The organism is Acidovorax sp. GW821-FHT09A11 (assembly GCF_059418365.1).
Genome location: NZ_JBWKPS010000005.1, coordinates 279,806 through 297,354, shown reverse-complemented (window position 1 = coordinate 297,354; position 17,549 = coordinate 279,806). Strand labels below are relative to the sequence as shown.

Here is a 17,549-nt window from a genome sequence, read left to right as displayed (position 1 = left end):
CGCTTACAGCGCGAGGTCGTAGCGCTCGGCCACGTGCCAGGGGTGGGCGCCCGTCACGCCGGCGCCGTCGATGCGGATGCGGTACGCGCCGGTATTGGCGCCCAGGGCAAAGCGGAACTCGCGCCACAGGCTGCGGCCGTCCACAACTTCATCGCGGAACGATGTGGCCGCCACAGTGTTGGCGCCCACGATCAGGCGGCAGTCCACGGTATGGCCAGCGGCGGCGCTGAAGTCTTCCAGCAGCAGACGCACCCGGATGGTTTGCGATGGAGTGCCCAACACGCGGTCGGTGCTGACGTGCACAAAGGCCGTGCCACGACGGCGCACCGTGACCTGGGCATTGCCAGGGCGAACGGCGGGCATCAGGTCTTGCGTGCCGATGAACACCGCGCGCAGCGGCACCAGGGCCGCCCCACCGAAGGCTGGCGGGGTGTCGGGAGTGACGGGGCGCCACAGGCCACCCGTCTGGTACTCCCACACCAGGCGGCAACCGGCCGGCACGGCGCTGTCATAGAGCAAGTCCAGCTCTTGCACACCGCCCGCCAGCTGCAGCGGCTGCATCTGCACCACGGCCCGGGGCGAGGTGAAGCGCGCGAAGTTCAGGCGCAGCATCAGATCGCGCTCGGCCGCCTGGGTGAAGTAGGCGCCATCCTGCGTGTACATCAGGATGCCCTGCGTGTATTCCGTGCCCTCGGTGAAGCCCACGCGGTGGCCCGCGCCGGTCACCAGCGCCACGGCGTAGCGCTTGCCCGCTTCCACCAGCAGCGGGTCGGGCAAGGCCACCTTGAGCCAGCCGGCCGTGACGGCGCCGGGCGCCAGGGTGGCGCGGGACAAGACCTTTTCCATGTCGGGCTGGCCCAGGGCGGCCTCGGTTACCAGCACGGTGAGGCCCCCGGCCGCGTCGGCGCTGGTCACAAAGATTTCCACACTGGTGAGCCAGCCCGTCTGGGCCATGAGCACGGTTTGCGCGAGCACGGAGCCCTGCACCACGTAGTTGGTGGTCACCATGTCCCAGTAGGGTTCCTCCCAGCGGTCGATCCAGACGCGCGTGACGCGCAGAAACTGGTGGTCGATGGCGGCCCGCGCCTGGTCGGCCGGGTCCACCGTCCACACTTCATCGCCCCTGCGCAGGATGCCGGTTACCGGGTCGTACACGCCGGATTTCCAGAAGGCGCTATTGGTGCAGTAGGTGAGCGTTTCGCCGGTGCGCACGCGCTCGCGGCTCAGGGTTTTCTGAACGGCGTTCAGGGTCTGGTACTGGTATTGGTTGATGGCCAGTTCGCCCGCCCGGTTCTCCATGCGCAGGCGGGTGACTTCATCGAACGCGGGCAGCATCAGCCCGGCGGCGCTGGTGCGGGCCTCGGGGTCCATGGGGTTGAGCAGCGACAGGGCGCCGGTCTGCTGGGCCGCGATGGCCGGGCGGATGCCCTCGAAAGTGTCGGCGTTGTAGCCCGCGTGGGCGGGGTCGCTTTCGCCGGCGTCAAGGAAGTGGTCGGACCCGTAGAACACGTAGTCATCCGGGATTTCCATCCGTTCCTTGAGCTTTGCCATGTCCACGCCCAACTGGGAGACATGCTCCAGGCTGGCGCGGGTGGCCAGGTCGGACGCGAGCCCGGCGATGTCGCTCATGATGTGGGCAATGCGCGGTTCGGCCGCCAGAATCCAGCCCTCCGCGGTGCGCACGCGGGCGTCGATGCGCTGCAGGTTCGGCAGGCGGCGCGTATCGGCCAGCACCACCTCTTGCACACCCGTGGGCGACAGGCGCACATGGGCGATCAGCGTGTAGCCCGTGGGCGGCTCGGGCCGCTCGGGCGTGGGGGACTCCAGGCCCTGGGCAATGTGCACGGTCGCCACACGGCGGCGCTGCATGGCCACGGCCTCGGGTTCGACCTCGCGGGTCTGCAGGTCCAGCAAGAAATCGCGCGGCTGGATATCGGTGTCTTCTTCGGCACCGAATGCGCTGACCGCCACCCATTTTTGATCCTGCAGGGGCAGCATGGCGAACACCGATTGCACCTGCGCGGCGTCCAGCGCGTACACCTTGCCTGTGGGGCCGTCATACAGCCGGCCCGTGGCGATCTCCAGCTCGGTGGCGCTGCGTGCCGACACGGTGAGGCCCGTGAACTGGCGTTCGGCCGTGATGGCGTCCGTCACGAGATGCCGGTGGGCTTCGTCGCCCCAGGCCTGGGAGTTGTTGAGGTCGGCGGCCTGCAGCTCTTGGCGGTCGCGGAATATGACGCTTTTTTCCATGGGGGTTTAGCTCCTGTTGATGGTTTGGCCGGCGAGCACGGCGCCGGCCTTGTGGATGCGGCTGGCGCGCGCGGTGGCATGCAGCCGGGTGCGCACCAGCACCTTGTCGTGTGCGGCCCGCGCCCAGTCCATGGCGTCCAGTACCGGGGCCATGCGCTCGCGGGCGCCACCGGCCGACAGCGCGGCATTCATGGCGCTGCCCGCCATGGCGAAGGGCTGGCGCCGCTCTGGCATGCGCACATGGGCCAGGGCGATGAATGGCGGGCTGGACAGGCGCGTGAAGCCCAGGTACGCGGGGCCGTGCTTGGGCACGTTGGCCACGGCCGGGTCGTGCAGCCGGATGCGGGCGTACATGCGCCGGGCGCTGTCGCTGCGCACGGTGAAGCCCGCGAGGGGCAGGCCGGCGCACAGCACATGCGGGCGCGGCGCGCGCTCGGCCACGGGCTCGGCATCGGGCGACAGGGGCGCCAGGGATGGCGCCATTTGCTTCAAGGTGAGCAGCTGCAGGCGCTCGCGGTAGGTAACGTTCTGCACGCGCCAGTAGCGGGTGGATGCGTCTGCGCGGCTCAACACACCGGCCAGCGGCTGGCCCAGGTGCTGGCCCCGGGCACCGGCGCGGCGGGCCAGGTCCACGGTGGCGGTGTGCTCTTGGTCCATGGCGCTCCAGCCGTGGGTGGTCAGTGGTTGCACCTGGCCGGATGGGTAGCGGATCTCTGTGCGCACGGCGCTGCGTGCCATGGCGCTGGTGCGGGCTGGTGGCTCGGCCTTTGCGGCCACGAACCCGTGGCCCAGCATCAGGCCTTCGCAGGGTGCACGCTCGCGCTGGCTGTAGATGCGCATCTCGGGATGGGCGGCCAGCCACTTTGCGCGGCTTTCACCGTCCCAGTAACCCAGGAAGGTTTTGGCGGGCGGCATTTCCAGGCGCTCGATGCGGGCACCTGCCAGGCGGGCCAGTTCGCGCAGGCCCCGGGGCGTGCCGATGAGGGCATGCAAACGCGGGCTGGCCTTGATGACGGCGCGGCGCTCGGCCTCGCCCTGGGGCCACACGGGCACATCCTCGGCCAGGGCCAGGTGGGGCAGCAGGTGCGCGGGTATGCGCAACGGATCTTGCAACGTCGAAAGCGCAGAGTCGCCCACGGTCCACGGCCCCATGGCGGACGATGCCGCGCGCTCCAGGGGCGTGGCGTTGGGCAGCAGCAGGTGGTGGCGGTCAGTCATGGCGCGCCTGTGGTGTGACGGTGATGGACGTGATGACGGGGATTTCCCCCCGCCCCGCGGCAATGTCGGCGGCAGGTGTGGCCAGCACCGCGTCGCGGATGCCGTCGCCCATGAGGGCGGCCATCAGGGCGGCGCGGGTCACATCGACCCGGAATGCCGCGCGGGCGCCCAGTGCCCGCACCCGGGCGGCAGCGCCAGCGGCCAGCAGGGCGCCGTCCGGGCCCGGCGGGTGCACCAGCGTGGCCGCCACGGCGAGGGGCAGCACGCGCGCTGCCGTCACGTCCACATCGACAGTGAGGGGGCGCACGTCCTCGGCCAGCAGCGCGGCTTCGGTCTGGCCCACGATGGCATCGCCGGGCACGGCCACGCGCCAGCACATGGAATTGGCCCCGGCCTGGGGGTGTTCGCCGAACAGCGCGCGGCCCACGGCCTGCTGGTCGGGCGTCACATCGTTGGCGTTTGCGGCCACGCGGGCCAGCAGGCAGACTTTCACGCGGCCGGGGCGGTCGGCCCACACATCCACCTGGCGCACGTCCACCGACACCGACATTGCGCGAAGGCGCCAACTGGTCGGACTGCCAGCGGCAGACAGCGCGTGATAGCCCATCAGCACCCGCGAGCGCAGGCGTTCGTCATCTTCACCGGGCAGGCGTGCCAGGTCATAGCGGGCCGCCAGGTTGTCCAGGTCCGTGCCAACGGCCCACGGGAGCATGACGGCGCGGGCGGCATCGTTGATGCGGGCGCGTATCACCAGTTCGCGGTAGGCGGCAACTTCCAGTAGCTTGTTGAGCGGTTCGCTCTCCAGGGCCAGCACCTCGGCAGCTGCGGGGTACAGGCGCAGCAGGTCGGCGCGCAGGTCGGCCAGCACGGTTTCGTAGTCGAGGGTTTCGACCACGGCAGGGCGGGGCAGGGCGGAAAGGTCGAGGGTGCTCATGCTGCGCGGCCCGTTACGGAAACACTCAGGGACAGCGGCCCGACGCGCCCGCGCTGGTCGTAGGTGCCGTGAAGGCGGAACAGCACCGCGCCCTTGCGTTCAGGGTCACGCAGGGATTCGATGCGCGACAGCCGGAAACGTGGCTCCCATCGCATCAGCGCGCTCGCCACGGCGCCGAAGACGCGCACCTGGGTGGCCAGGTTGTCGGGGTGGTCGATCAGCTCGGGCACCAGCGATCCGTAGTCGCGGCGCATGACGCGCGAGCCAATGGGCGTGGTGAGGATGTCGCCCAGCGACTGGCGCAGGTGGTCCAGTCCGGTGATGGCGTGACCGGTGTTGCGGTTCATACGGGCGGGTCCGTTTCTTCGCCGCCGCGTTTCACGCCGGGGTGCAGGTGGTTTAGCAGGCTGATGTTTTGCGCCAGCACGTCCGGCGTTCCCCTCACCCCTTCGGCGCTGATGGTCAGCCTGCTGCCGCCGGCCTCCAGCTCGATGGAGCCCTCTGTGATCGTGATGGAGGACGACATGACGGCCAGCACGATGCTTCCAACGGTCTCCATCTTGAGAAGGCCGCCCTCGGCGTCGTGCGACATGTAGCCGGACCCGCCGAAGTCCATGCGGAACAGCTTGGGGTTGTCGCTGCCCTGGGGGTTCTTGTCGCTGTAGGCACCGGGCAGCGCCACGGCGTTCATGAGGTCTCCCCCGGGCGCGAACATCAGCACCTGCTCGCCGATGACAGGCGGCCACCACACCGAACCCGCTTCGCCAGCGGCGCGGCCGGCTATCCAGGGAATCCAGTTGGTGAGCAGGCCGCCGCAGCGAATCCGGCAGCGCGCGGGCTTGCCGGTGCGCACCGCTTCGATGGTTCCTGCGCGCACCATGTTCTCCAGGCGGCGCAGGATTTCAAACGGAGATTCGGGTAAATCGACGGGGCTTTCCATGCGATTGATGGTGCCCGCGCGTGCGCGATAAAGCACGCGGTTTGCCCTGTGTGCGGGCCGCACACATGCAGCAGTTCAGCGGTCGGCGATGTGTGACAGCAAACGGTCCTGCAGCCGCTTGGTGAAGTCGTCGGAAATGCCCAGCAGCGGGCGCGCCGGGTAGTCGTATTCCGGGCCGCCGGGCCTCACGCTGTCGCGCAGGCCGAAGTGATGCACGCGCGCAATGCGCTCGGTGCGCCCGGCGAAGGCCACCACGGCGTCGCCGCCCTCCACCTGCGCGCGCAGGTGCTTGGCGCCGGCCAGCTTTGCGAACAGGCGTTGGGCGTTGCGTTTGCGCAGCTGCCCGCGTTGGTCGCGCAGTGGGTTCTTGCGCGGCGCCCAGGCTTCGCCGTCTGGCCCGTGCTGCGCGCGGATGGTGGCGGCGTTCTCGCGGCGAAGCTCGCGCGCAATCTCCAGGGCGAGCTTGCGGCGCTCGCCATCGGTGAGGCGGTCCAGCAGTGGCGCCAGCCAGCCTTCCAGCTGCATGAAGTTGTCGGCCATGGCTCAGTGGTCCCCACGCTGGCGGGCACGCACCCAGCGGCGCCAACGACCACGGATGCGCTGATAGCCCTCCCACAGCAGAAAGCAGACGGTGAACAGGTATTTCATCGGGGGTCGTAGTCCCACTCTGCCAGCTTCTCGTCGCGCAGGAACACCTCCCAGTGCTCGGCCTGCAGGATCGCCAGCGGTGGCGGTGGTTCCTTGGGGTGGATCAGGTCCAACGCACCGGCCGGGCCGCTGGCACGCGGGCGGGCGATAACGCGCTCTGTCAGCTCCAGTTCGATCTGCAGGTCGATGGCCTTGGCGTTCAGATACTCGGCCTCGAAACGGATGGCGCGGGCGCGCCGCTCGGGGTTGTCGAATACCTCGGGCTGATTGCGCTTCATCCACCCCACCAACGGGGCCATGACGGCATCGGCGTGGCCAGCGTAGTCCAGCAGCAGCGCGCGCAGGGTGTAGGCGTATTCCCAGGACAGCGCCTCGGTGCCGGTGTGCATGACCCGGCCGCCCGTGATGAAGATGGCGAGTTTCTGCGGGTCTTTCTTGAGCGCTGGCAATGCCTTGGTCAGCGTGTCGCGCAGGCTATTCGGTTTTTCCATTCTGGGCGGCCTCCATCATGGCGCGGGCGCTGTCATAGTCTCGCTCGCAGGTGAGGCCACGCGGGCGGGCATTGTCAGCAATGTGCGCCAGCTCTCCCGCTCTTTCATCAGCGCGTCTGAACAGGTCGGCGAGCAGATCGGCGGCAGAGGTGTCTGGCGCGCACTGGCCGGCAGCGGCGCGAGCCTGGGCGGCGGCACGGTGCTGGGTGAGGTAGTCGGCAAGGTCGCGCTGCAGCCGGTTGCGAGCATCAACAGCGCGAGCGCGGCCAGCATCAGCAGCAGCAAGGGCGGCTTGTGCCGCGGCGTCGTTTTGGGCGATTTCGTCACGGTGGTTTTCTCCTAGCTTGCGGTAGCGTTCCGAGGTTTTGAGGGCGGCCCGCGCGGCTGTGGTGCGCTCGGCCTGCAGGGTGTTTTCGGTGTGGGCGGTTTCCAGCCGGGCTTCGGCCAGGCGCAGGGTCTGCATCAGCAGCCCGAAGCCCAGGCCCAGCCCGAGGGCAAGGGCGGTGTATTTCCAGGCGTTGGCGCGTAGGGTGGTCAGCATGTCAGCACAGCCCGTGCGGGTGGCCACCGCAGAAGGTGAAGTAGAGGGCGGCGAGGCCCACGATTACCAGCACCACCAACACGGCCGCCGTGATGGCCATGACCTTGACGGCCTTTTTCAGAGCATCGACACACATTTGGCATGCCTCCTTTGTTGACGGGTCCACACGCCCCTGCAGCCTTGCGGCCCCCAGTTCCGCGGCAGGCTGCAGTCCCGGCCGGCCTGAAACCGCCAGGTCAGCAGGGCCTCACACGCCCCCGGGTAGTCGCCCCGCAGCAGCCAGGTGCGAGGGGAACCAGGCTTGCGCCAATTGCCGATGCCGTACTGGCCCACGAAGTCTTCGTAGAGGTCGTATTCGCCCTGATGGAGCAACACCCCCGGCAGGCTGGCTTTGAACCGCTTTTCATCCTGGGTGTGCAGGTTGCGGGCGAGCTGCTGGGCGCGCTGGCGCGGGATGGGCGGGTCGGTCAGGCGCACGGGCGTGCCGTCCTCGTACCGGGTGGAACCGTGGCCGATGGTGGGCACGTCACCTTTCGTGGGGATGTAGGGCAGATGCACCACAACGCCATCGGCCTGCACGCTGGTGGGGCCGTCGCCCTCGGAGGCGGTCCAGGCGGCAAAGCCGGCCGCTGACATGGTGAGGCAGGCCACTGCCACGCGGGCCAGGCCCTGGCGCAGGGTGGTGCTCATGGCTCCACCCCGTAGGCGGCGCGCTTGGCGTTGCGTTCGGCGCGTTCATTGCGCCACTTCCACAGCAGGTAGCCCAGCTGCACAGCCACATAGACGATGGTCAGAGCCTGCAGGGTGTGGCTCATGGTCCACCCGGTCGCGGCTTGATGGGCCACCACGGCAACGGGTGGCGATGCTTTGGCGACTTCAATGCCCAAGGCTTTAAGGATGCTTTCACGGTCCATGGTGTTTCAGTCCCACAGGTTGATGGTTTGTTTTTTTGGTTGCTTGGGCGGGACCACGATCTGCACCACGGTGCCGACAGGCAGGCGCGGCCCCAGCGCAGCGAGGCCCGGGTTTGCGGCCAGCGTGGCTTCCACCACGCCGGCCGTGGCGCCCGTGGTGCGCTGGCACAGTTCGTCCAGCATTTCGTGCTCTTGGGCAACGGCGCGCATCAGATGAGTTCCACGGTGTTTCGGGGCCGGCCCAACAGGTCGGAGATGGCCCAGCGCAGCCGGCGCTGGTGCTCTGCCACCTTCGCTTCGATGCGTTCGCGGATGCGTTCTGTTTTGCTGTCGTTATGCGGCGTGGTGTCGATTTCGCGATACACCTCGGCCAGGTCTGCCTGCACGTGCGCGTGGATGGCGCGCAGGTAGCGGCCTGCCTGCCGGCCGTCACCGGCCGCGCTCAGCGATGCCACTCCCTGGGCTAGCTGCGCGGTCTTGTAATCGCGCAGCTCGCCGTTCACGGTGTCGATAGCACTTTCGATGGCGTCAGCCAGGCGCACGGCCGTGACCGTGCCATCCAGCAGGCACGACGCGCGGACCTTGGATGCCTCGATGCTGGGAAACCACGGGTCATTGTTGACCTGTGCATCCTCTTCGGAGATGGGCGGATTGGCGGAGGCAATGAAGCTCATGGCGGGTGTTCAGGTGGCGGTGGTCCTGTGTCTGCCTTTCGTGCGTTGCTTGCGCATTGCAGTGAGGCAGACACAGGAGCCGCCAGGGTGCGGGGTACGCTCGGTTAGGAGGCGGGCGCGGCGTTCTTCAAACGCCGCTCCATGCGCTCCATGTCTTTTTTCACGCCGACTTGCGCAAACAACGTGTTCGCACGGGTGAAGTGCGCCATGGCCGCGCGGGCCTTGGTTTCGTCCACCGTGGTGTAGTCGGGCGTGTGGGTAGGGGTGCGGCCCACCAGGGCATAGCCGATAGCCTTATGCAGCTTGGCGCGGGCTTGGTCTGGTGCGTCGTGGCTCTCGGTGAGCTGCGCCACATCGGCGAGCACGCGCACGGCCTCATCGCCGAACAGGGTCCCGTCCAGCGTTGCCGTGGCGGCGTTGTCGATGAGGATCACGGCCGGGGTCCGCGTGTATTCCTCGGGCATGGCCAGGCCGTTGGCGATCACATAGCCGGCCAGCTCCAGGGCGCGCCGCCAGGAGCCGGTGTCCATGTGCCACACCATCAGCGTGGCCAGCACCATGTCGTGCCCACCCTGGCCGCCCGCGATGGCTCCGGTCAGGTATTCGTCGTACATGGGCAGCAGCTCGCGCTTTGCCTCGATCTTGCGTTCAACCGACTGGATGCCACGCAGCACGCGTTTGTGCTCTGCCAGCTGGCGCCGCATCAGTTCATAGGCGCTGCCCCGGACCTCCTGTCCATGGGGCGCGGCCCTGGCCGACAGCTCGGCCAGCACGCGCAGTTTGTGGGCTTTGGCGGGGGAAGTCATGGGGCGCCCGCTCAAACCAGCTCGATGTTTTCCAGCAGCACGGCCTTGCCCACGTTCTCCACCACGTAGGCTTCGTTCACGCTTTCGTAGTTCTCGAATCGGTCGCGTTTGGCGTTCTCGGTGAACATGCGGCGGCGGGTTTCTTCCTGCCAGTAGATGGACAGGTTGTCCCAGCTGGTGATGAGGATGGAGCCGCCCGGGAAGAAGGGCGCCGCAGCGGCCGGCACGTTGCCGATAGCCTTTTGCGCCATGATGATTTGCCCCGCCAGTTCTTCGGTGGGAGCCTGCTTCACGTTGACCATGGGGAAATACTTGTCGTGCAGCAGGTCGCGGCCCACCATAACTACCAGACTCGGGTCGTTATGGAACCAGGGGTCCATGAGGTTCAAGGCGTCAAACACCAGCGCATCGAGGTTCTTGTAGTGGGAACCGGCGGCGTCTCCCACCTTGATGGCGCCAGCACCTGCCGCCCCTTCGTCCATGACGCGCTCGGGCGCGGTTTCGCGCAGCTGCTGCAGCCAGCCCTTGTTGACATCCTGAAGCATGGGGTTTGCCGCAATGTCCGTTTCGACGGCGGCGGATGTGCCGTTGAACCCGATCATGATGCGGTCGAGGGCTTGGCGGATGACCAGGGCATCGCGCAGGCGCGGCTGAAAGTTCGGGAACTTCGCCCACAGGTCGATTTTTGCGTAGTCCAGGTGAGTGTCGAAGTTCGTCTGGAAGCAGTGGTACTGCGTGGAGTCGATGGCCGACAGATCGCGGGTGGCGCGATCCTTCAGCTTGGTGTTGGTGCGACCTGCCGCAGGTCCACCCACACCCAGACCCAGTTTCTGGCCCATCTGCTCGCGCACGGGCACGATGTTGACGCGCTTGAGCACTTCGGCAGATTCTTGGATTTTGGTTTCCAGCGTCTGGGCCACGGAGGGCACAACGGTGAACTTTTCGCCGATGCTTTCAACGCCGTTGAGGGCAGCAATCTGGCGGCAATAGGCGTTGACGGCCTTGCGGGTATTGGGGTGCATGTCGGTTCCTGTTGGGATGAATGGGGCGAATGGGAGCGTTTGGGAGCGTTTGGGGTGGATTGGGATCAGCAGTCGGTTTTCACGGCGCCGTCACCACCAGTGGCCGGCGGGCGAGCGGTAAAGCCAGATTCGGGCGTGGCTTCCAGGCGCTTCACCAGGGCGTCGTGCTTGCCCATCAGGTCGGCGAATTTCTTGTCCAGGGCGTCGTGCGCGGTCTTCAGGGCTTCATGCGCCGCCTCCTGTTCCTCGGCATAGGTGCCGAAGGCTTCAAAGCCCTTGAGCACTTCGTCAAAGCGGGCGTCGTCGTCTTTCGTCTTGCCGGTGAAGCGCTTCACCAGGCCATCCAGCACGGTGGAGAACTTGGACACCTTGGGCTCGGCCTCGGGTGTTTCGTCTTCCTCGAAAACCAGTTCGGTGTGCACCGCTTCACTGAACAGCGCTTCGGCATGGCTCTTGCGCTCGGCGAACGGGCTGGTTTCAGGCTTTTGCGCCGCGAAGGTCAGCACCTCGGTGCCCAAGCTCGCCGGGCTGTCGGTGACACCCAGGCCAGTGAGGTACGCCTCGTCCGTGTCGGCGAACTTGGGGTGAATCTCGATGCTGGTGTAAATCTTCTGGCGGGCCTTGTTCATGGCCACAAGCTCGGGAAGTGGCTTGATTTGCGCGAACAGCGCCAGCTTGCCTTCTTCCACGTCGCGGGCTTCCACGGCCAGCACATCGCCGTGTGCGCGGAAAGGGCTGTCCGCATACAGGCCGCGCATGTGTTCCACCCACACCCGCGCGCCATATTTCGCGGGGTCGAAGTTCTTCGCCATCTGCGTGATTTGCTCGCGGGTGATGGCGCGGCCGTCAGTGGTGGCGCCTTCGGTGGCCACGCGAAAGAAGCGCGACTTCAAGGGCTTTGCGTCGGTCTTTTCATTGGTTTTCTGTGCCATGGTGCTGGGGTTCCTCGGTTGCGTTGAGAGCGATGGTTTGCAGTAGTCGCCATCGTCTCGCCGTCGCGCGAACCCATCAATGAATGCCGCATGTGCAGCGTTCAGGCACATGCAGTAGGGCAGGGGAGCGTGTGCTTTTTCACAGCGTGGCGGCCCAAACTTGGCCCCATGCCCGCCGAAGCCATCACCAAAGCCTTGCCCTTTTCAATCCTGCCCGGCGACGGCCTGGCGGCCGACAGGCGCCGCGCGGCGCGGCACCTTTACTGGCAGGGGTGGAAGGTCACAACCATTGCGGCCTATATCGAGGAACCGCGCTCCACCGTGCAGGGGTGGAAGGATGCCGAAGAGTGGGACAAGGCGCAACCCGTGGACCGTGTGGAAGCGGTCATTGAAACGCGGATGGCGCAGCTTGTCATGAAGGACAACAAGACCGGCGGCGACTACAAGGAAATCGACCTGCTCGGCCGCCAGATGGAGCGTTTCGCCCGCGTGCACAAGTACGAAAAAACGGGCAAGGAAGCGGACCTAAACCCCGCTATCAATCGCCGTAACGACAAGCCCAAGAAACAGTCCGACCGCAACCACTTCAACGAGAACGAGCACCAGCAGCTGCTGGACTGTTTCGCGGGCTCCCTGTTCGGGTATCAAAAGACCTGGCGCGCGGCGCACGACCAGCGCACGCGGTTCATTCTCAAGTCGCGGCAGATTGGCGCGACGTGGTATTTCGCCCGGGAGGCCCTGGCCGATGCGTTGGAGACTGGGCGCAATCAGATTTTCTTGTCGGCATCAAAGGCCCAGGCGCACATTTTCAAACAGTACATCATCGCGTTCGCCAAGGAGGCTTGCGGGGTGGAGCTGTCGGGCGATCCCATTGTTTTGAGCAATGGCGCAACGCTGTATTTCCTGGGGACCAACGCGCTGACGGCGCAGGGCTACCACGGCAATTTTTACTTTGACGAGTGCTTTTGGACGCGCAAGTTTGAGGAACTCAACAAAGTGGCGTCTGGCATGGCCATGCACAAGCACTGGCGCAAGACCTATTTCTCTACGCCCAGCAGCATCCAGCACCCAGCCTACGCGCTGTGGAGTGGGGACCGCTACAACAGGAAGCGCGCAAAGGCCGACCGCATCAATCTGGACCTGTCGCACGCGCGCCTGGGCGGCGGCTTCACGGGCGAGGACAAGATTTGGCGCCAGATTGTCACGGTTATGGATGCGCTGCACGGCGGGTGCAACCTGTTCGACATCGAGGAACTGCGCACGGAATACAGCCCGGAGGAATTCGCGAACCTGCTGATGTGCGGGTTCATGGACGACACGTTCAGCATTTTCCCGCTGACTGAGCTGCAGACATGCATGGTCGACAGCTGGGAAGTGTGGAGCGATGTTCACCAGCTGGCTATGCGGCCGTTTGGTTATCGCCCGGTGTGGGTCGGGTATGACCCATCGCGGTCTGGCGACTCGGCCGGCCTGGTGGTGCTGGCACCGCCCGCCACGCCCGGCGGCAAATTCCGTGTGCTCGAAACGATGCAGTTTCGTGGGCTGGATTACGAGGCCCAGGCCGACGCCATCAAGAAGATCACGGAGCGTTACAACGTGGCGCACATTGGCATCGACACCACGGGCATGGGCCAAGGCGTGTACGAGCTGGTGAGCAAGTTCTTCCCGGCGGCGAAGTCCATCAAGTATTCGGTCGAGGTGAAAACCATGCTGGTGCTGAAAGCCAAAAACATCATCAGCAAAGGGCGCCTTGAATTCGATAACGGGCCCACGGGCATTGATCTGGCGCAGGCGTTCATGTCGATCAAGCGCACCTTGACCGCGAGCGGTAGCCAGGCCACCTACACCGCCGGCCGCACCGAACAGACGGGGCACGCTGATCTGGCATGGGCATGCATGCACGCCCTCGATAACGAGCCGCTGGAAGGCACGACCAGCACCAACCAATCAATGATGGAGATTTTCTAATGACAGCTGGCGACAGCCCGGCCGACCTGGCCACCGACCCATCGGCGGGCACGTCCTCGCGGATTGAGGCCTTCACGTTCGGCGAGCCCGCGCCCGTGATGCAGGGAGAGATTCTTGACTATGTGGAAAGCTGGAACAACGGCAAGTGGTACGAACCGCCCTTGAGCTGGGACGGCCTGGCGAAGTCGTTCCGCGCGAGCCCGCACCATGCGAGCGCGCTCTACGTGAAGCGCAATGTGCTGGCCAGCACTTTCATTCCGCACAAGCTGCTGGACCGGGCCACCTTCAGCAAATTCGCGCTGGACTTCCTCACGTTCGGCAATGCCTATCTGGAACGCCCCCGCAATCGCCTGGGCGGGACGCTGCACCTGCGGCACTCCCTGTCCAAGTTCATGCGGCGTGGTGGCGAGTTGGATAACTATTTTTTCGTGCACGGCTACAAGGACGAGCACGAATTCAAACGGGGGTCGGTGTTCCACCTGATGGAGCCGGACGTGAATCAGGAGGTGTACGGCCTGCCCGAGTACCTGGCCGCCTTGCAATCGGCGTGGCTCAATGAGAGCGCGACATTGTTCCGGCGAAAGTATTACAACAACGGCTCCCACGCGGGGTTCATCCTGTACCTGTCGGATGCAGCGCAGCAGCAGGGCGACGTGGACGCGCTGCGCGAGGCCCTGAAGAAAAGCAAGGGTCCGGGCAACTTCAAAAACCTGTTCATGCACGCGCCCAACGGGAAGAAGGATGGCATTCAGGTGATTCCGTTGTCCGAGGTGGCCGCGAAGGACGAGTTTTTCAACATCAAGAACGTGAGCCGCGACGACCTGCTGGCGGCCCACCGCATTCCGCCCCAGCTCATGGGGGTGGTGCCCAGCAATACGGGCGGGTTCGGTGCCGTGGCCCCAGCTGCCGAGGTGTTCGCACGCAACGAGATTGAGCCGTTGCAGGCCCGCTTCGCGGAATTGAACGACTGGATAGGAGAGCCTGTCATGCGCTTTACCGAATACGCCATCAAGTCGTCGGGCAGCGATGCCGGCAGCGGCAAGCAGTAGCCACATCCACCCCACCCACAGGCCACCCATGCGGTGGCCTTTTTTACGCCCATAGAGAGCCGCGCGCTAAAACCGCGCCCGACCCCTTCCGGTCGCGCTTCAGGCCCCTTGGCGGCCTCGCCATGGCCCGCCGTGGCCCCGGGCGGCGCCTGCCCGGCCGTGCCGCCCAGACGGGGCACCCAGGGGTTCCGGCGCGCAGAGTGCCCCGCGCCTCCCCTCTCTCTAAAGTGACCATTTTTGCTGTGCCGGCCGCCAACAGGAAAACTACAGCAGGCGCGGGCCGCAGCGGCATTTGCATACTTTCCGCATGACGGGATTTGACGGGTTTTGATGTTGGGTGGCGACGGGCGCGGGAATTGGTGGCTGTATATTTATACAGTTATCAAAGGATGCCCCATGGACCTACCAGGAATCACCCCGCCCAGTAGCGCTGCGCCAGGCAGTCAAGCCGACCAAGGGAACCGCCGAAATCATGGACTGCTCGCCTGTGTCGTGCCCCTTCGCTTCGCTGGTGTGTTCCTGCCGGCTCCACTGCTGCGGCGCCGGCCAATGCCCCTTGGGCTGCTGGTCAGCACCGAAGACGAAAGGGTTTGGACTACCGCGCTGTACGACTTGGAAGGCGACCGCCAACTGCAGGTCGGGCTGTGGCAACCGCGCATTGCCAAGCGGCGCGACGCATCCACGATGGTGCTTGCAGGGTCGCAATGGGACGATGGGTTTTTGCGGCGCTGGCCCCAGTCCTGGCTGTGCGCACCCTCGGTTGAACGCGCAAATGCAGTGATAGGCCACATGTCGCCTTGGCTGCGCCAGCGGTACATCGAGGGAGGCGGGCAACTGCCTATCCCTTAGCGCATGGCCTTTCACCGGTTCCAGAAACACTGTATATGTGACACGTCACATAAAACGTCACATATCGGGGCCAATGAAAAAAGCCGCTGCTACCATTTCGATAGCTGCGGCTTTTTTAGCCTTGCGGCTTAGTTTGGTGGGTCCTGAGTGACTCGAACACTCGACCTACGGATTAAGAGTCCGCTGCTCTACCAACTGAGCTAAGAACCCAAACTTGTTAATCTGTCTGCATTGCTGCAGAGCCTCGAATTATGCACCAATTTTCTGCGAGTTGGCAAGCGCCGCAAAAAATTATTGCATCGCATTGCGGCTTGCGAGTTCCACAAAAAGGCCGCTGTGGTCCAGTTCACCCAGGCCATGCTCGACGCCTTCGGCATAGAGGGTCTCGAAGAGGGCCGTGATGGGGGCATCGAAGCCGATCTCGCCGGCGGTGGCCAGGGCGTTGCGCATGTCCTTGAGCTGCACCGCCATGCGGCCGCGCGGGGCAAAGTCGCGCTCCACCATGCGCTGGCCGTGCAGTTGCAGGATGCGGCTGTCGGCGAAGCCTCCCTGGATGGCCTCGCGCACCTTGGCCATGTCGGCCCCGCCCTTGGCGGCGAACAGCAGCGCCTCCGCCACCGCGCCAATGGTGATGCCCACGATCATCTGGTTGGCCAGCTTGGTGAGCTGGCCAGCGCCATGCGGTCCGACGTGGGTGGCGCGGCCGCAGGCGGCGAAGAGAGGCTGGGCCCGCGCAAAATCCTCGGGGCGACCGCCGACCAGGATGGCGAGCGTGCCGTTTTCCGCACCCACGGTTCCGCCGGACACCGGCGCATCCAGGTGGGACAGCCCCATTTCGCCCAGGCGAGCGGCGTGGTCCCGGGCCTCGCGGGGCTGGATGGAGGCCATGTCGATGAACAGCGCGCCCTTGCGCATGGCGTTGGCCGCGCCGGCCTCGAACAGCACCTGGCCGACCACGGGGCCGTTTTCAAGCAGGCTGACCACCACGTCGGCGTTCTGGACGGCATCGGCGGCCAGGGAATGCACGGTGATGCCGGATGCAGCCAGGGGCTCCGCCTTGGCGCGGGTGCGGTTCCATGCGTGCACCTGATGTCCAGCGTCCTTCAGGCGCCGCGCGATGGGCAGGCCCATCATTCCGATGCCGAGGACTGCAATGCGAAGCGTTGTGGTGGTCATGGCGTCATTCACCCAGGAAGGTTGTCTCTCTGTGCATCATGTGCCTTTTTGGTGCGTCACCCTGTCACGGAGCTTGCAGCATGGTCGGATTGGAATGATGATGCCGCACCGCCACAGGAGACTTCATCCATGAGCCTGCCCCTGCACGACCCCGCCTGGCTCGAGCGCATGTACAACAACCGCGCGCTGGTGCCCGACCACATGGCCTATCTGCAGCGCTGGGCCGACGATTCCGCCCGGGTGCGGGCGAGCCACCCGTGCGTGCTGGACGTGGCGTACGGTACCGGGACGGGAGAGGCGCTGGATATTTTCCCGTCCGCACGTGCCTCGGATGACGGTGTTCCCGTGCTGGTGTTCGTGCACGGCGGGTACTGGCGCTCGCTGGACAAGTCCGATCATTCGTTCATTGCCCCGTCCTTCACGCAGGCCGGTTTCTGTGTGGTGGTGGTGAACTACGCGCTGTGTCCCGGCACGCCGGAGGCGCCGGTCACCATTCCCGATATCGTGCGGCAGATGGAGAAGGCACTGGAATGGGTGTGGCGCCACATCGCCAGCCACGGCGGGGACCCCCGGCGCATCACGGTGGCCGGGCACTCGGCGGGAGGGCAGCTGGCCGCCATGCTGCTTACCAGCGTGTGGCCCCTGGTCGGCCAGGGGCTGCCCGATGGGCTGGTGCGCAATGCGCTGTCGATTTCCGGGATCCACGATCTGGAGCCCATCATGTACACCCCCATGTACCAGTCGGTGCTGAACCTGACGGAGCAGCAGGTCCTTCAGTGCAGCCCCGCGCGGCTCCTGGAGCCGCCGGCGGGCACGCTCTACTGCGTGGTGGGGGCCGATGAAAGTACGGAGTTCCTGCGGCAGAACCAGCTCATGCAGGACGCCTGGGGTAGCCATTTCGTCCCCCGCAGCCAGGCACTGCCGGGCCTGCACCATTTCAGCATCGTGGATTGCCTGGCCAGGCCGGGGCATGACCTGCACCACATGGCGCAAAACCTGCTGCGCGCCTGAAGTGGGGGCAATCCCCTGCGGCGCTGCCCGTGTTTCCCGCCCCTCGGGCTTCGCGCTGGGGTGGCGCCCGCTGGCCTGGGCTGCGCCATCTGCATGTGCCGTGGCGGCGCAAGGGGCCGGCGCTGC

General features: G+C 65.9%; 20 protein-coding genes and 1 tRNA gene. 3 read left to right on the top strand and 18 right to left on the bottom strand.

Features of this window, described 5'->3' with window-relative positions; translation table 11 throughout:
• Positions 1–3: 3 nt before the first annotated feature.
• The 16 genes from AC07PV_RS15685 to AC07PV_RS15610 all read right to left on the bottom strand — a co-directional run bounded on the left by AC07PV_RS15685 (position 4) and on the right by AC07PV_RS15610 (position 11,370).
• Positions 4–2,250: a hypothetical protein gene (locus AC07PV_RS15685; RefSeq protein ID WP_494630698.1), complete on the bottom strand. Its 2,247-nt coding sequence runs from the start codon at positions 2,248–2,250 to the stop codon at positions 4–6.
• Between the two features lie 6 nt (positions 2,251–2,256).
• Entirely contained in the window at positions 2,257–3,468 is a 1,212-nt protein-coding gene (locus AC07PV_RS15680; protein ID WP_494630697.1) for a phage tail protein, read from the bottom strand.
• On the bottom strand, positions 3,461–4,402 hold the full coding sequence (locus AC07PV_RS15675) for a baseplate assembly protein (RefSeq protein WP_494630696.1): 942 nt from the start codon (positions 4,400–4,402) through the stop codon (positions 3,461–3,463). Before AC07PV_RS15675 ends, AC07PV_RS15680 begins: the two co-directional genes overlap by 8 nt.
• Positions 4,399–4,749 (bottom strand): GPW/gp25 family protein, encoded by a 351-nt coding sequence (locus AC07PV_RS15670; RefSeq protein ID WP_369642013.1) that lies wholly within the window; start codon positions 4,747–4,749, stop codon positions 4,399–4,401. Before AC07PV_RS15670 ends, AC07PV_RS15675 begins: the two co-directional genes overlap by 4 nt.
• Positions 4,746–5,378: a phage baseplate assembly protein V gene (locus tag AC07PV_RS15665; protein ID WP_494630694.1), complete on the bottom strand. Its 633-nt coding sequence runs from the start codon at positions 5,376–5,378 to the stop codon at positions 4,746–4,748. Before AC07PV_RS15665 ends, AC07PV_RS15670 begins: the two co-directional genes overlap by 4 nt.
• Before the next feature lie 39 nt (positions 5,379–5,417).
• Complete coding sequence (locus tag AC07PV_RS15660) at positions 5,418–5,882, bottom strand: phage virion morphogenesis protein (RefSeq protein ID WP_494630693.1); 465 nt, start codon at positions 5,880–5,882, stop codon at positions 5,418–5,420.
• Between the two features lie 104 nt (positions 5,883–5,986).
• Positions 5,987–6,481 (bottom strand): phage tail protein, encoded by a 495-nt coding sequence (locus AC07PV_RS15655; RefSeq protein ID WP_494630692.1) that lies wholly within the window; start codon positions 6,479–6,481, stop codon positions 5,987–5,989.
• Positions 6,465–7,022, bottom strand: a complete 558-nt coding sequence (locus tag AC07PV_RS15650) for a DUF2514 family protein (RefSeq protein WP_494630690.1) — start codon at positions 7,020–7,022, stop codon at positions 6,465–6,467. The genes AC07PV_RS15655 and AC07PV_RS15650 overlap by 17 nt, the downstream gene beginning before the upstream one ends.
• 1 nt (position 7,023) lies before the next feature.
• Complete coding sequence (locus tag AC07PV_RS15645; RefSeq protein ID WP_494630689.1) at positions 7,024–7,158, bottom strand: hypothetical protein; 135 nt, start codon at positions 7,156–7,158, stop codon at positions 7,024–7,026.
• Complete coding sequence (locus AC07PV_RS15640; protein WP_494630688.1) at positions 7,140–7,712, bottom strand: glycoside hydrolase family protein; 573 nt, start codon at positions 7,710–7,712, stop codon at positions 7,140–7,142. Before AC07PV_RS15640 ends, AC07PV_RS15645 begins: the two co-directional genes overlap by 19 nt.
• Entirely contained in the window at positions 7,709–7,936 is a 228-nt protein-coding gene (locus AC07PV_RS15635; protein ID WP_494630687.1) for a hypothetical protein, read from the bottom strand. Before AC07PV_RS15635 ends, AC07PV_RS15640 begins: the two co-directional genes overlap by 4 nt.
• Before the next feature lie 6 nt (positions 7,937–7,942).
• Entirely contained in the window at positions 7,943–8,146 is a 204-nt protein-coding gene (locus AC07PV_RS15630; RefSeq protein ID WP_494630685.1) for a tail protein X, read from the bottom strand.
• The gene (locus AC07PV_RS15625; protein WP_494630684.1) at positions 8,146–8,610 is read right to left on the bottom strand and encodes a head completion/stabilization protein; all 465 of its coding nucleotides are present in this window, start codon (positions 8,608–8,610) and stop codon (positions 8,146–8,148) included. The genes AC07PV_RS15630 and AC07PV_RS15625 overlap by 1 nt, the downstream gene beginning before the upstream one ends.
• Positions 8,611–8,714: 104 nt before the next feature.
• Complete coding sequence (gene gpM, locus AC07PV_RS15620) at positions 8,715–9,416, bottom strand: phage terminase small subunit (RefSeq protein ID WP_494630683.1); 702 nt, start codon at positions 9,414–9,416, stop codon at positions 8,715–8,717.
• Between the two features lie 11 nt (positions 9,417–9,427).
• Positions 9,428–10,438 carry a phage major capsid protein, P2 family gene (locus AC07PV_RS15615; RefSeq protein ID WP_494630682.1) on the bottom strand — a complete coding sequence of 337 codons (1,011 nt, stop codon included), beginning with the start codon at positions 10,436–10,438 and terminating at the stop codon, positions 9,428–9,430.
• A 65-nt stretch (positions 10,439–10,503) separates the two neighbouring features.
• Positions 10,504–11,370 (bottom strand): GPO family capsid scaffolding protein, encoded by an 867-nt coding sequence (locus AC07PV_RS15610; RefSeq protein WP_494630680.1) that lies wholly within the window; start codon positions 11,368–11,370, stop codon positions 10,504–10,506.
• A gap of 168 nt (positions 11,371–11,538) precedes the next feature.
• Between AC07PV_RS15610 and AC07PV_RS15605 the strand changes: the two genes are divergently transcribed.
• Both AC07PV_RS15605 and AC07PV_RS15600 read left to right on the top strand, forming a co-directional pair.
• The gene (locus AC07PV_RS15605; protein WP_494630679.1) at positions 11,539–13,338 is read left to right on the top strand and encodes a terminase large subunit domain-containing protein; all 1,800 of its coding nucleotides are present in this window, start codon (positions 11,539–11,541) and stop codon (positions 13,336–13,338) included.
• The gene (locus tag AC07PV_RS15600) at positions 13,338–14,387 is read left to right on the top strand and encodes a phage portal protein (RefSeq protein ID WP_494630678.1); all 1,050 of its coding nucleotides are present in this window, start codon (positions 13,338–13,340) and stop codon (positions 14,385–14,387) included. Before AC07PV_RS15605 ends, AC07PV_RS15600 begins: the two co-directional genes overlap by 1 nt.
• 983 nt (positions 14,388–15,370) lie before the next feature.
• Here AC07PV_RS15600 and AC07PV_RS15595 read toward each other — a convergent pair.
• Both AC07PV_RS15595 and AC07PV_RS15590 read right to left on the bottom strand, forming a co-directional pair.
• A tRNA-Lys gene (locus AC07PV_RS15595) sits at positions 15,371–15,446 on the bottom strand.
• An 81-nt stretch (positions 15,447–15,527) separates the two neighbouring features.
• Complete coding sequence (locus AC07PV_RS15590) at positions 15,528–16,412, bottom strand: NAD(P)-dependent oxidoreductase (RefSeq protein WP_494630677.1); 885 nt, start codon at positions 16,410–16,412, stop codon at positions 15,528–15,530.
• 129 nt (positions 16,413–16,541) lie between these two features.
• On the opposite strand from AC07PV_RS15590, the gene AC07PV_RS15585 reads away from it, so the two are divergent.
• A complete protein-coding gene (locus tag AC07PV_RS15585) occupies positions 16,542–17,423 on the top strand; it encodes an alpha/beta hydrolase (protein ID WP_494630675.1) in 882 nt (293 codons plus the stop codon).
• Positions 17,424–17,549: the final 126 nt, after the last annotated feature.

Excerpts from the sequence above, each read along its gene's own strand:
- AC07PV_RS15585 (WP_494630675.1), top strand. The coding sequence starts at position 16,542 with ATGAGCCTGCCCCTGCACGACCCCGCCTGGCTCGAGCGCATGTACAAC.
- AC07PV_RS15600 (WP_494630678.1), top strand. The coding sequence starts at position 13,338 with ATGACAGCTGGCGACAGCCCGGCCGACCTGGCCACCGACCCATCGGCG.
- AC07PV_RS15655 (WP_494630692.1), bottom strand. The coding sequence starts at position 6,481 with ATGGAAAAACCGAATAGCCTGCGCGACACGCTGACCAAGGCATTGCCA.
- AC07PV_RS15635 (WP_494630687.1), bottom strand. The coding sequence starts at position 7,936 with ATGGACCGTGAAAGCATCCTTAAAGCCTTGGGCATTGAAGTCGCCAAA.
- AC07PV_RS15630 (WP_494630685.1), bottom strand. The coding sequence starts at position 8,146 with ATGCGCGCCGTTGCCCAAGAGCACGAAATGCTGGACGAACTGTGCCAG.
- AC07PV_RS15645 (WP_494630689.1), bottom strand. The coding sequence starts at position 7,158 with ATGTGTGTCGATGCTCTGAAAAAGGCCGTCAAGGTCATGGCCATCACG.
- AC07PV_RS15640 (WP_494630688.1), bottom strand. The coding sequence starts at position 7,712 with ATGAGCACCACCCTGCGCCAGGGCCTGGCCCGCGTGGCAGTGGCCTGC.
- AC07PV_RS15615 (WP_494630682.1), bottom strand. The coding sequence starts at position 10,438 with ATGCACCCCAATACCCGCAAGGCCGTCAACGCCTATTGCCGCCAGATT.
- AC07PV_RS15605 (WP_494630679.1), top strand. The coding sequence starts at position 11,539 with ATGCCCGCCGAAGCCATCACCAAAGCCTTGCCCTTTTCAATCCTGCCC.
- AC07PV_RS15625 (WP_494630684.1), bottom strand. The coding sequence starts at position 8,610 with ATGAGCTTCATTGCCTCCGCCAATCCGCCCATCTCCGAAGAGGATGCA.
- AC07PV_RS15650 (WP_494630690.1), bottom strand. The coding sequence starts at position 7,022 with ATGCTGACCACCCTACGCGCCAACGCCTGGAAATACACCGCCCTTGCC.
- AC07PV_RS15685 (WP_494630698.1), bottom strand. The coding sequence starts at position 2,250 with ATGGAAAAAAGCGTCATATTCCGCGACCGCCAAGAGCTGCAGGCCGCC.
- AC07PV_RS15660 (WP_494630693.1), bottom strand. The coding sequence starts at position 5,882 with ATGGCCGACAACTTCATGCAGCTGGAAGGCTGGCTGGCGCCACTGCTG.
- AC07PV_RS15680 (WP_494630697.1), bottom strand. The coding sequence starts at position 3,468 with ATGACTGACCGCCACCACCTGCTGCTGCCCAACGCCACGCCCCTGGAG.
- AC07PV_RS15670 (WP_369642013.1), bottom strand. The coding sequence starts at position 4,749 with ATGAACCGCAACACCGGTCACGCCATCACCGGACTGGACCACCTGCGC.
- AC07PV_RS15675 (WP_494630696.1), bottom strand. The coding sequence starts at position 4,402 with ATGAGCACCCTCGACCTTTCCGCCCTGCCCCGCCCTGCCGTGGTCGAA.
- gpM (WP_494630683.1), bottom strand. The coding sequence starts at position 9,416 with ATGACTTCCCCCGCCAAAGCCCACAAACTGCGCGTGCTGGCCGAGCTG.
- AC07PV_RS15590 (WP_494630677.1), bottom strand. The coding sequence starts at position 16,412 with ATGACCACCACAACGCTTCGCATTGCAGTCCTCGGCATCGGAATGATG.
- AC07PV_RS15610 (WP_494630680.1), bottom strand. The coding sequence starts at position 11,370 with ATGGCACAGAAAACCAATGAAAAGACCGACGCAAAGCCCTTGAAGTCG.